We start from the raw sequence: 12,311 nt of genomic DNA, 5'->3' as shown, positions 1-12,311 counted from the left end.
CGCAAAAAAACACTAATTTTGCAAAATCTAAATGCTGGGAAATTATGTTGGGATTAAAATTAGCTACAGACCCTCGCTGGGTAAATATCGTTGAGTCAAATATCGAAGAAATTTTAACGGATCATGCCTGGTGCGAGCAAAAAGCGGCTTCAAACGCGATTAGTATCGTCACTTATAACTCTGAAATTGAAGAACTGGTAACCGAAATGCTTGAAATTGCCAGAGAAGAACTGGAACATTTTCAGATGGTTCACAACATTATCAAACAACGCGGACTTACTTTAGGTCGTGAACGAAAAGATCATTATGTAAATGAACTTTTTAAATTCATGAAAAAAGATGGAAGCCGAAGAGATGCTCTTTGCGACCGATTATTGTTTTCTGCAATGATTGAAGCCAGAAGCTGCGAACGTTTTAAAGTGCTTTCAGAAAATATCAAAGATGAGGAATTAGCTAAATTCTACCGTGATTTAATGATTTCTGAAGCAGGACATTACACTACTTTTTTAGGATTTGCCAGAAAATATCAAGACAATATCGATATCGATAAACGCTGGAAGGAATGGATTGAATATGAAGGTTCTATCATTACCAATTATGGTAAACAAGAAACCGTTCACGGATAAATTACGCTCTTTTTCAACTCTATCTTTTACACTTAAAAATCACATTTTGCTATGGAGAAAAGTAAATCCAGATCAATCGTTTTTAAAATTGCGAAGTATACCGGAATAACTTTCGCAGTTATCATAGGATTATTATTTTTAACGCCTATCGTCTTTGAGGATCAGATTAAAGAGCAAATAAAGAAAACGGCCAACGAAAGGTTAAGTGCAGAATTGAATTATTCTGATGTTTCGGTGTCGTTTTTTCACCATTTCCCCTCACTTACTTTAACCTTAGACAACCTAAGCCTGAATGGTTCGGCTCCGTATACGAACGAAAAATTCATTACCGCAAAAGAGGTTTCTTTCGGAATAAATGTAGCAAGTTTGATTTTCAGCAAATCGGTGAAAATTGATCAGATTTATTTATCGGATTCTTTTATAAACGTAAAAGTAAATCCAGAAGGAGAAGCAAATTACAATATTTACAAATCGCAGGAACAGGCTTCTAAAGCTAAAGATAGCAGTGACACAGCACTAAAACTAGAACGAATCGAGATTTTAAACAGTAAAATCGTTTACGATGACAAATCGACTAAAGTTCATTTTGACGCATTCGGTTTTAATTATTTAGGAAAAGGAGATTTAAACAAAGCTGTCTTTGATTTATATTCTAAAGCAAACATCGAAAAATTAAATATCGTTTACGAAGATGAACCGTATTTAATGAACAAAAAGGTTGATGCCGATTTGATTACAAAAGTAAACATCAACTCACTTTCTTTCTTTTTCCAACAGAATAACCTTAAAATCAATCAGCTTTTGGTCGATTTTAAAGGAAAATTTGATTTTTTGAAGGACGGTTATAATATGGATTTTGTCATTAAATCTGACAACAGCAAACTTTATGATGTCTTTACAGCCTTACCGCCAAAATATATTACATGGCTTTCTAAAACAGAATTAAAAGGAAATACAAATCTACTGCTGACTTTAAAAGGAAAATATATTACTTCTGAAAATATCGCTCCAGATCTGAATTTGGATGTAAAAGTAACTGATGGTTTTGTTAATTATAACAAAAGCGCATTCCCAGTTTCAAACTTAAACTTAGACGTTAAAACGACCGTTCCTTCTTTAAATCCAGATTTGGTAATTGTTGATGCAAAAAACTTATCGTTAAACATTAATCAGGATTATTTAAAATCGAAATTCTTGGTTAAAGGTGTAAACACGCCAGATATCAATGCTGATTTTAAAGCCAAAATTGATCTTGAAAAATTAATGAAGGCACTTGGAATCCCTGACATTGAATTAAAAGGAACTCTGGCTGGCGATGTAAAAGCAAACGGAATATTTGACCAAAAAAACAAGCGTTTTCCTGTTATAAACGGAGTCCTTAATTTGGATAATGGATATTTAAAAACGCCATATTATCCAAACCCGATTACCGATATTACGATTAAATCTAAAATCGAAAACCAAAAAGGAACATTTGCTGATCTAAAAGTAAATTTACAGCCAACGCAATTTACTTTTGAAGGAAAACCCGTTTTTGTTCAGGCCGATTTAAGCAATTTTGATGATTTGAGTTATGATGTAAAAGCTAAAGGTGAATTGGACATTAGCAGAATTTATAGAGTTTTCTCCCAAAAAGGCCTTGATCTAGACGGTTTTGTAAAAGCTGACGTATCCTTAAAAGGAAAACAAAGCGATGCCGAAAAAGGAAATTACAGCAAATTAAACAACAAAGGAACACTCGAATTAAGAAATATCGGAATTGCTTCTGAATACCTTCCGAAGAAATTTATTATCAAAGAAGGAATTTTCAAAATCAATCAGGATAAAATGTCTTTTAATAATTTCCTTGCTGCATACGGACAGTCTGATTTTAAAATGAATGGTTATTTACAGAACGTTTTTAATTATGTAATGACTAATACAGGCGTTTTAAAAGGTTCTTTTAAAGTTACTTCTCGATACATCAATGTTGACGAATTCATGTCTAGCGTTGACCCAAACACACCTGTAACACAGAGTTCTGCTCCTAAAACTGAAACAAAACCATCTGAAAACACTCAGACTGGCGTTATTATTATTCCAACCAATTTAAATTTACAGTTGATTGCAAATGCTCAAAAAGTAAATTTTGACAAATTAAATCTTCAGAACGCAACTGGAAATTTATCCATGAAAAATGGCAAATTAACCATGCAGAATACTGGTTTTAATTTAATTGGATGCAACGTTTCAATGAACGCCAATTACCAAGCTGTAACACCGCAAAAAGCCAATTTTGATTATGCTATAAAAGCAACAGATTTTGACATCAAGAGAGCATATAACGAAGTCGAAGTTTTCAGAAAAATGGCTAGCGCCGCAGAAAAAGCACAAGGAATTGTTTCTTTAGATTATCAGCTAAAAGGTCGTTTAAACGCAAATATGGATCCTGTTTATCCTTCACTTGTTGGAGGCGGAACTCTTTCTGTAAAAGATGTAAAAGTGAGAGGTTTGAAAATGTTTAATGCTGTAAGCAAGCAAACCAATTCTGAGTCTATGAAAAACCCAGATCTTTCTAAAGTTGATATTAAAACGACAGTCAAGAACAATATCATAACCGTAGAACGCTTTAAATTTAAGTTTGCGGGCTTTAGACCAAGAATTGAAGGAACAACCAGCCTAGACGGAAAACTAAACTTAAAAATGCGTTTAGGATTGCCTCCTTTTGGTATTTTCGGAATTCCATTAACTGTTACCGGAACTCAGGATAATCCAAAAGTAAAAGTCGGTAAGAAAACGGAAGATTTAGAAGAAACCAAGGATAGTGAGGAATAAAAATTTTAAATTCTAATCAACAAAATTCCAAATTCCAAACTGGATCTCAACATATCAACCTTTGTCAAAGTTTTGCACTTTGTCAAAGGTTTTTTTTGCAATCTTCTCATTCGATTAACGAAACAATATTCACCAGGAAATCTTAAAAGAAATTCCATAATCTAGATCAGACCTGACAGGTTTTAAAAACCTGTCACGTCTACTATTAGAAAAAATATATCAAAAAGCACATAAACAGAAAGCCTTAACTAAGCTACAAATAACATCTTAGAAAAATACAAAATCACTTTACCCATCAGCCATAACAACAAAGCTAAACCAAGCAATTTCCAAGCCCAACCTTTTCCTCTTTTCCAATCTGAGAAAAAAGAAAAAACCTCCATATACTTTATTATTACATAAAGAGTTGACCCTATAATTGCGAACCCGATCACTTCGTTTAATCGAAGATTAAAACCATACATAAAAACGGCACTAAGAAAAAGAAACGTTACAAATTGTATAAAATAATAGTTTCTTAAACTATGTTTATGATTCGTTTTTAACGATAAAATTAAAAATGACAAAATCAATAAACTTATTAGAGCTGAGATAATATTATAAAAAATAAGATTTCCTTGCAGTATAAATGCTACGGCGGCGACAAGCGCAACAACAGTACAAGCCGCGAGAGAATTGATGCTTCTATCTCTATAATCTTCTTTATAAAAAGGAAATAAAACAGGATAAATATACTTTTCTAATGAGCGCCAGAATGGCAAAGCATAAACCGCCGCAATCGCCGACAAAACTATTTCGTAATTATAAAAAACATCGGCAGGAACTTTATACAACACATATAAAAGCGCAAGTGTAACTATAAAAGCCGGAAAACATATCGTTTTAATAGTCTCCCAAGAATCTTTGCCCCAAAAGTTATTTTCTATTTCGTAAACATATCTTTTAATCCAATATTCTTTTGTAAACAAAGCCGTAGACTGGCTCCACAATAAAAACAAGCCTAAATGCATAATTACGGTTCGAAGCACAAATTCTTCAACCATACAGCCGCAAATTACACATACAACTCCAATTAAAAGCAATTCAAGAGTTAATAGAACTGGTGAAAACAAAATTTTCAATACTGGAGCAATATGACGAACTAAAAACTGAATCAGCAAACTCCAATACCTTTTGAACAAAGCAACGACAGCACAAATAGCAATAAAGGCAGAAAGATAAAACATCCAATTGGTCAGCAATTGCGTCTGCATCCACAATTGAACCGCGGAATCTTTTTTGGGCGTATAAACAATATCTGAATTTAAAAAAACTTCCTTAGCTAATTCATCCCTTAAATAATTACTTAACCTAGGGAATTCATTTTTATGTACGCTCCAAAACCTGTCCGTACTGAAACCATTATTTTTCAGAACCTCAAATTCATACAGAACATTTTTCTGCTTATCGTTTAGCGCACTCAAATGAATGGCAACACTATCTGAGACAACCTTACCGTAAGTGCTTATACAGAACAAAAGGGCAAATAAGACTATTTTTTTCAACTTATAACATTTAAAGAATTGAAGATATCTAATTTTCATCAGTCTTACAAATGTAAATCTTCATTAAACGTCTAGCGTTAAAAATAAAAAACCCGCTCTTTTCAGAACGGGTTTTCTATAAAAAGTAATCTATGATTATTATGCCTCGAATGGGATAATAGATACATAAGATTTGTTATCTCTTTTCTTTTGGAACTTAACAACTCCAGCAACTCTTGCGTGAAGAGTGTGATCTTTACTGATGTAAACGTTTTCACCTGGATTGTGTTTTGAACCTCTTTGTCTAACGATGATGTTTCCAGCAATAGCAGCTTGACCACCATAAATCTTAACGCCTAGACGTTTTGATTCTGATTCTCTACCATTCTTCGAACTACCGACACCTTTCTTGTGAGCCATGACGTATGAGTTTAAATATTGTTATTATTCTTTAGTAGTCTCTTTTTTTGCTTTTGGAGCTGCTTTTTTTGCTTTTGGAGCTGCTTCTACTTCTTCAGTAGCTGCTGCATCTTCTGCTACAACTGCTTTTTTAGCTGCTGCTTTTTTAGTTCCTCCTGCTGCAGTAATACCTTCAATTACAATTTGAGTAAGATATTGTCTGTGACCATTTCTTTTTTTGTATCCTTTTCTTCTTTTCTTTTTGAAAACGATAACTTTATCTCCTTTTAAGTGTTGTAACACTTTAGCTTCTACTGAAGCACCTTCTATAGCTGGGGCGCCTAAAGTTACATTTCCATTGTCATCTAATAAAAGAACTTTGTCAAAAGAAACTTTTGAACCTTCTTCATTAGCCAAACGGTGAACATAAACCTTTAAGTCTTTGCTTACTTTAAATTGTTGCCCTGCTATCTCTACGATTGCATACATATCAAATTGATTTATTGAATTTTAAGGTTGCAAATATACAACTAATAATTTACTATGCAACCAATAAAAGCAAAAATATTTTTACCCGAAAAGACCTTGTTTTTCAAGCACTTCCACTAAGAAAATTAAAATAATTTAAAGTAAAAGATTGTTAAAATATCATTTATTTGAAAACAAATCTGTAATACGTAACTAAAAAAAACTATTTTTGATGTAACCAAAATCAACTCTTGTCTACCTACTATTGTTGATATTTTAAAATTATTAATCTTTATGAAAAAATCAATAATGATGTTAAGTGCTGCATTAATGCTTGGCGGTGTGGCTCATGCCCAAAAAGTAGCTTTTGAAGAATACGATTTAGACAATGGATTACATGTCATTTTACACAATGATCCGTCTGCTCCTGTTGTGATCACTTCGGTAATGTATCATGTTGGATCAAAAGACGAACGTCCAGACCGAACAGGTTTTGCACACTTCTTTGAGCATTTATTATTTGAAGGAACTCAAAATATTAAGCGCGGAGAATGGATGAAAATTGTTACTGCAAATGGAGGAGTGAACAATGCCAACACATCTGACGATAGAACGTATTATTATGAAGTTTTTCCTTCTAACAGCCTAGAGCTTGGTTTATGGATGGAATCTGAGCGATTGATGCACCCTATCATCAATAAAATTGGAGTTGATACTCAAAATGAAGTCGTAAAAGAGGAGAAAAGAATGCGTTACGACAATCAGCCATATGGAAATATTCTTCCTGAAGTTAAGAAGAACATGTTCAAAAACCACCCTTATAGATGGACCACTATTGGTTCTATGAAGGATTTGGATGCTGCAACTCTTGAAGAATTTCAGGCTTTCAACAAAAAATTCTATACGCCAAACAATGCTGTTTTGGTTGTTGCTGGAGATTTTGAAAAGACAAAAACTAAAGAATGGATTCAGAAATATTTTGGACCAATTCCGAGAGGTGAAGAAGTTAAAAAACAAACTTACACTGAAGACCCAATCACACAGCCAATTAAAGCTACTTACGAAGATCCGAACATTCAGATTCCAATGATTGTTGCTTCGTACAGAACGCCTTCAATGAAAACAAGAGACGCTAGAGTTTTAGATTTGATTTCCTCTTATTTAAGCGACGGAAAAAGCTCTAAACTTTACAAAAAAATAGTTGACGACAAAAAAATGGCGTTACAGATTGGCGCAGTTGGATTTAGCCAAGAAGATTACGGAACGTATATTCTTTACGGCCTTCCAATGGCACCATACACAATTAATGATATTTTAAAAGAAATGGATGAGGAAATTGTAAAAATTCAAACTGATCTTATTTCTGAAAAAGATTATGAAAAATTACAAAACAAATTCGATAATAATTACGTAAATGCCAATGCAAGCGTAGAGGGAATTGCAGAAAATCTGGCCTCTTATTATCTTTTGTATGGTGATGTCAATTTAATTAATACTGAAATCGACATTTATCATTCTATCACAAGAGAAGAAATTAGAGAAGTTGCCAAGAAGTATTTGAACCCGAATCAGCGTTTGATTTTAGATTATATTCCGACAGCCAAATCTCAAAACTAAGAATATCGAATCATGAAAAAAATATATACTTTTTTAATCCTTACTTTCCTAACTGGAATTATGCAAGCACAAGATCGTCCACAACCCAAACCAGGAAATGCCCCAGTAGTCAACATCAAAAAACCGCAGACCTTTGTTTTATCAAACGGCATGAAAGTTTTAGTTGTTGAAAACCACAAATTACCTAGAGTGAGCTATACACTTACTTTGGATAATGCGCCATTTACTGAAGGCAACAAAAAAGGAGTTGACGAATTAACGAGCAGTTTAATCGGAAACGGAACTAAAAAAACAACTAAAGAGGCTTTTAACGAAGAAATTGATTTTTACGGAGCCAACATAAACTTTACTTCTCAAGGCGCTTACGCAAGTACATTATCCAAATATTCAGGACGTGTTTTAGAGCTTTTAGCGGAAGGTGCTTTACAGCCAAATTTTACTCAAACGGAATTTGACAAAGAAAAAGCAAAACTTTTGGAAGGCCTTAAAGCAGATGAAAAAAGTGTTCCTGCCATTTCAAATAGAGTGGTTGATGTTTTAGCTTTTGGAAAAAATCACCCTAACGGAGAATATCTTTCTGAACAAACTGTGAAAAATGTTACACTTGCAGACGTTCAAAACAATTACAATACTTATTTTGTTCCAGAAAATGCCTATTTAGTAGTAATTGGCGATGTAAAATTTAAAGATGTAAAAACAGCTGTTGAGAAATTATTCAGCGGATGGAAAAAACAAACAGCACCAAAAAACACTTATCCAAATCCGACGAATGTCTCGAACTTACAAATAGATTTTGTTGACGTTCCAAATGCGGTTCAATCTGAAATTTCATTAGTAAATACTCTTAATTTAAGAATGAGCGATCCAGATTTTTTCCCAGCAGTTATTGCTAATCAAATTTTAGGAGGCGATTTTAATAGTTATTTAAACATGAATCTTCGTGAACAGCACGCGTGGACTTACGGTGCAAATTCAAGCATTGGAAGCGGAAAATATGTAACTAAATTTAAAGCTTCTTCGGCCGTTAGAAATACGGTTACAGATAGCGCTGTTGTTCAGTTTGTAAAAGAAATTAAACGAATTAGAACCGAAAGAGTTGATCCAGAAGTTTTAAGAAACGTAAAAGCAGGTTATATTGGAAGATTTGTAATGCAGGTTGAAAAACCACAGGCTGTTGCGCGTTATGCTCTAAACATTGAAACAGAAAAACTTCCTGCTGATTTCTACGAAAAATACATTCAAACCATCAATAATGTTACTGCTGACGATATTTATCGTGTTGCCAACAAATACTTTTTATTGGACAATATGCGAATTGTTATTGTTGGAAAAGGTTCTGATGTGCTTCCTGGTTTAGAAAAACTGCAGATTCCGATATCCTATTTTGACAAATACGGAAATCCAGTTGAAAAGCCTTCAACGAAAAAAGAAGCGCCAAAAGATATTAGTGCAAAAACAGTTTTCGAAAACTACATTAAAGCTATTGGTGGAGAACAAGCCGTTACAGCAGTAAAAACATTATATATGAATGGCTCAACAACGATTCCGCAAGCTCCTACTCCATTAACTTTTACTTCTAAATTAGATTCAAAAGGAAAAATGATGGTTTCGCTTTCTATGGGAACGATGAATTTGATGAAACAAGTGGTTAATGAAAAAGGCGCTTACGTTGAACAGCAAGGCCAAAGAAAAAACCTTGAAGGTGAAGATTTAGCCGAAATGAAAGCCAATGCCGCTCCTTTTGAAGAATTACAGCTTGTAAAAAGAACCGACCTTAAAGTGGAAGGAATTGAACCAATCAACGGAAATGATGCTTACGTAATTAAAGACGGCAAAACAAAATATTATTACGATGTTAAATCAGGCTTAAAAACTGCCGAATCTAAAGTTCGCGAGCAAGCTGGAAAATCAGTGGAACAAATCACTAATTTCAATGATTATAAAGAAGTAAAAGGTGTTAAAATTCCTTTTAACTTAGTTCAGAATGTTGGTTTTGAATTAGACATTAAAATGTCTGATATCAAGATTAACGAAGGAGTTTCTGAGAAAGATTTTCTTTAAGATACTAAGTTCTGAGATACTAAGATACTAAGCTGCTAAGTATTTAAGATTTTAAGGCTTTGTCAAAGTTTGAAACTTTGACAAAGCTTTTTTATTTACTAGGTTTTGTCAAGTTGAACGGAGTCGAAGGCCATTCATAACTTATAACTCATAATTCATAACTCAAAAAAATCACTTTTTCGCCGATAAATAAACCCCAATCAAAATAATAAAAGCTCCTACAGATTGAATTGGCGTCAAGAATTCATTATCTAATAATCCCCAGAAAAAAGCAACTATCGGAATTAAATACGTTACTGATGTTGCAAAAACTGGCGATGACATTTGAATCAGTTTAAAGAAAAGAATATTGGCGATTCCAGTTCCTAAAATCCCTAAAATTGCCACAAAAAATATAGAATGCTGTGTTTCTGCAAAATGTATTTTCTCGCTAATATCGGTTGTACTTAAAATGATTAATGCTGGCAAAAGCAAAACCGCAAAATTTCCTGTTGTGATGCTCACAGAATTTAAATCGTGAAGATATTTTTTAATCAGATTTACGTTGATAGCGTAACTAAGTGTTGCAACAACCACCAATAAAACATATAAATAGTTTTGCGTTCCACTTGTAGAATCTCCGCTTAAAACCAAAAGCAGACAGCCTATAAGTCCGACAAAAACACCTAAAACCTGTCGCTTTTGAAACTGAATACCAAATGCTATAATTCCTAAAACTAAAGTATTTAATGGCGTTAGCGAATTTAAAATCGCCACAATCGAACTATTAACCTGAGTTTCTGCAATAGCAAAAAGATATGCGGGCATGAAAGTTCCAAAAAGTGAAGTTATGGCAACAAACTTCCATTGGCGGCGTGAAATCTTTTTCAAACTGTTAAAACCTACAATCAGCAAAAACAAAGCGGCAAAAATGATTCGGAACGATCCGACCTGAACAGCACTTAAACCGACCAATCCTTTTTTTATCAGAATAAAAGAACTTCCCCAAATAAGAGAAAGAATAGTTAAGTAAATCCACTTTAACTGTTTTGTTTCCATAAATTGTATTTTACTGCAAATTTGTAATTATTTTACGAACTGACGGCTCTCTTTTTATTAATTTTGCAAACAAGTAATTAGCAATCTAAAATTTAATATATAATGAAAATTTCAAAAATCTTAATCGCTGCAGCAGTCGCTAGTTTAGTATTCGTTGGATGCAAAAAAGCAGAAGACAAAAGTCTTGAAGTTGTAAATGCAGAAAAAAGCGCCCCAAAAGAACACAAACCAATCGCTGCTGAAAATCTTCAGACTGCAAGCTTTACAATTGACGGTATGACTTGCGCTGTTGGATGCGCTAAAACTATCGAAGAAGAATTAGCAAACCTTGACGGAGTCGAAAAAGCAACTGTTGATTTTGACAAAAAAACGGCAACTGTAAGTTTTGATAAAACAATCCAAAACCCAGAGTCTTTAACAAAAGTGGTTCAGGAAACTGGAGATGGAAAAACATATAAAGTTTCGAATTTTAAGTCTTAATACCGAACTATCTCATAAAAAAAGGAATCCAATTGGATTCCTTTTTTTTTATTACAGGCATTAAAAGCCTTTAGATTTTAAATTTATATTTGTTAAAAATTAAAAACTTTAAAGGCCTCTCAATCTATATGCTTAACTATATTTATATGCTTTTTTTCTTGTCACTAAATATATACATTTATGTGTATTTAAATAAAGTGTCAAAACTAAAACCAGTTTTTCATTTCTTCTTAGCATCAATATTTGTCGTTATAATTTTATTACATGAGTTCGAGTTTATTACATACCAAATAACGAAATCTCAATTTAATCTTATAATCTTCTTTAGCTATATACTAATATTTTTCTATTTTTCCAATAAAATGCTAATTCGTGAAATAGCAAAAAAGCAATCTTTTAATACCTTTAATACCGCAATAGTTTCTATAATCGAGAGAAAGATCTTTTTGAAATTCATCTTTCTAGTTAGTTCTGTAATACAGTTACAGATAATTTATAAACTGAAACAACTATCAAATCTTTGAGCATACACGAGCGAGACGCTCGCGCCAGCAAGAGGAATTATGAATGTTGGATTAGGTAATGGCGCTGCATTAGATATTTTTAATTCAAACATTAATTATTTTACTAGAATAAAGAAATGATAAAAGAAATTAATCAATTTATAAATGAATTTAGAGTTGAAAAATTAATCTCAAAAAGATTAATAACAGACATCTTTGGTTCTGAAGTTAACATTAATCAAATAGTAGAAGTTTTAAATACTTCAAAAGTACATAAAAATGAACTATTTTTAGAAGTTCTTTTAATATTGATTGACCATTATAAACTTAAAGATAAAAGACTGACTAATCTATTATGTGAATTAATTGTTGAGGAATGGCATTTCAAACATGAAGACATCGCTTTATCTCTTAAAGAAACTTCTGACCCTGAAATAGTTGACTTTCTAAATATTGCTATTTTTCTTAATTTAAAATACTTAGAATATGATGAAACTTATCAATTAGCGAGAAAGTGTATTAAAGGTATTGCTTCTATAAATAATTTCAATTCATTATCGAAATTGCAAAATCTATTAAATAATGAAAACAAAATTATTTCGGGATATGCTAGAAGAGAACTTGATCGTCTTAATAATAATTGAAATTTCAAAATCACTTAAACAAAAATCACACAAATTAATGTGCTTTTTTACAAAGAGAACTACCAATTTTTACGTGAACGGATTGCAACAGTAAGGCACGAAACAAACCACTAAAACAAAAGGCGTTCAAATTTGAGC

At 32.7% G+C, this 12,311-nt stretch carries 11 protein-coding genes; 7 read left to right on the top strand and 4 right to left on the bottom strand.

Annotation, left to right across the window (positions count from 1 at the left end):
• Positions 1-44 precede the first annotated feature (44 nt).
• Together PQ463_RS20680 and PQ463_RS20675 are read left to right on the top strand one after the other, a co-directional pair.
• Complete coding sequence (locus PQ463_RS20680; protein ID WP_111379367.1) at positions 45-626, top strand: MiaE family protein; 582 nt, start codon at positions 45-47, stop codon at positions 624-626.
• A gap of 51 nt (positions 627-677) precedes the next feature.
• Positions 678-3,440, top strand: coding sequence for an AsmA family protein (locus tag PQ463_RS20675; protein ID WP_274255283.1), 2,763 nt, complete (start codon positions 678-680; stop codon positions 3,438-3,440).
• A 248-nt stretch (positions 3,441-3,688) separates the two neighbouring features.
• Here the strand turns inward: PQ463_RS20675 and PQ463_RS20670 are convergent, their stop codons facing one another.
• From PQ463_RS20670 to rplU, 3 genes are all read right to left on the bottom strand, one after another.
• The gene (locus PQ463_RS20670) at positions 3,689-4,984 is read right to left on the bottom strand and encodes a hypothetical protein (RefSeq protein ID WP_274255282.1); all 1,296 of its coding nucleotides are present in this window, start codon (positions 4,982-4,984) and stop codon (positions 3,689-3,691) included.
• Between the two features lie 138 nt (positions 4,985-5,122).
• Positions 5,123-5,383: a 50S ribosomal protein L27 gene (gene rpmA / locus PQ463_RS20665; RefSeq protein ID WP_012023622.1), complete on the bottom strand. Its 261-nt coding sequence runs from the start codon at positions 5,381-5,383 to the stop codon at positions 5,123-5,125.
• A gap of 24 nt (positions 5,384-5,407) precedes the next feature.
• Positions 5,408-5,851 (bottom strand): 50S ribosomal protein L21, encoded by a 444-nt coding sequence (gene rplU, locus PQ463_RS20660; protein WP_008466656.1) that lies wholly within the window; start codon positions 5,849-5,851, stop codon positions 5,408-5,410.
• Between the two features lie 273 nt (positions 5,852-6,124).
• Here rplU and PQ463_RS20655 point away from each other — a divergent pair, with 273 nt between their 5' ends.
• Positions 6,125-7,447 carry a M16 family metallopeptidase gene (locus PQ463_RS20655; RefSeq protein ID WP_111426140.1) on the top strand — a complete coding sequence of 441 codons (1,323 nt, stop codon included), beginning with the start codon at positions 6,125-6,127 and terminating at the stop codon, positions 7,445-7,447.
• A gap of 12 nt (positions 7,448-7,459) precedes the next feature.
• The gene (locus PQ463_RS20650) at positions 7,460-9,508 is read left to right on the top strand and encodes a M16 family metallopeptidase (protein WP_274255281.1); all 2,049 of its coding nucleotides are present in this window, start codon (positions 7,460-7,462) and stop codon (positions 9,506-9,508) included.
• 171 nt (positions 9,509-9,679) lie between these two features.
• Here PQ463_RS20650 and PQ463_RS20645 read toward each other — a convergent pair whose 3' ends face one another.
• Complete coding sequence (locus tag PQ463_RS20645) at positions 9,680-10,546, bottom strand: DMT family transporter (RefSeq protein ID WP_274255280.1); 867 nt, start codon at positions 10,544-10,546, stop codon at positions 9,680-9,682.
• Positions 10,547-10,648: 102 nt separating this feature from the next.
• Here PQ463_RS20645 and PQ463_RS20640 point away from each other — a divergent pair, with 102 nt between their 5' ends.
• From PQ463_RS20640 to PQ463_RS20635, 3 genes are all read left to right on the top strand, one after another.
• Positions 10,649-11,026, top strand: a complete 378-nt coding sequence (locus PQ463_RS20640) for a heavy-metal-associated domain-containing protein (protein ID WP_274255279.1) — start codon at positions 10,649-10,651, stop codon at positions 11,024-11,026.
• Positions 11,027-11,589: 563 nt separating this feature from the next.
• Complete coding sequence (locus tag PQ463_RS23425; protein WP_504222726.1) at positions 11,590-11,670, top strand: hypothetical protein; 81 nt, start codon at positions 11,590-11,592, stop codon at positions 11,668-11,670.
• Entirely contained in the window at positions 11,667-12,173 is a 507-nt protein-coding gene (locus PQ463_RS20635; RefSeq protein WP_274255278.1) for a hypothetical protein, read from the top strand. The genes PQ463_RS23425 and PQ463_RS20635 overlap by 4 nt, the downstream gene beginning before the upstream one ends.
• Positions 12,174-12,311: the final 138 nt, after the last annotated feature.

The sequence above is a fragment of the Flavobacterium sp. KACC 22763 genome, assembly GCF_028736155.1.
Taxonomy (GTDB): Bacteria; Bacteroidota; Bacteroidia; order Flavobacteriales; family Flavobacteriaceae; genus Flavobacterium.
This window is presented reverse-complemented; position numbering and strand designations above follow the sequence as displayed.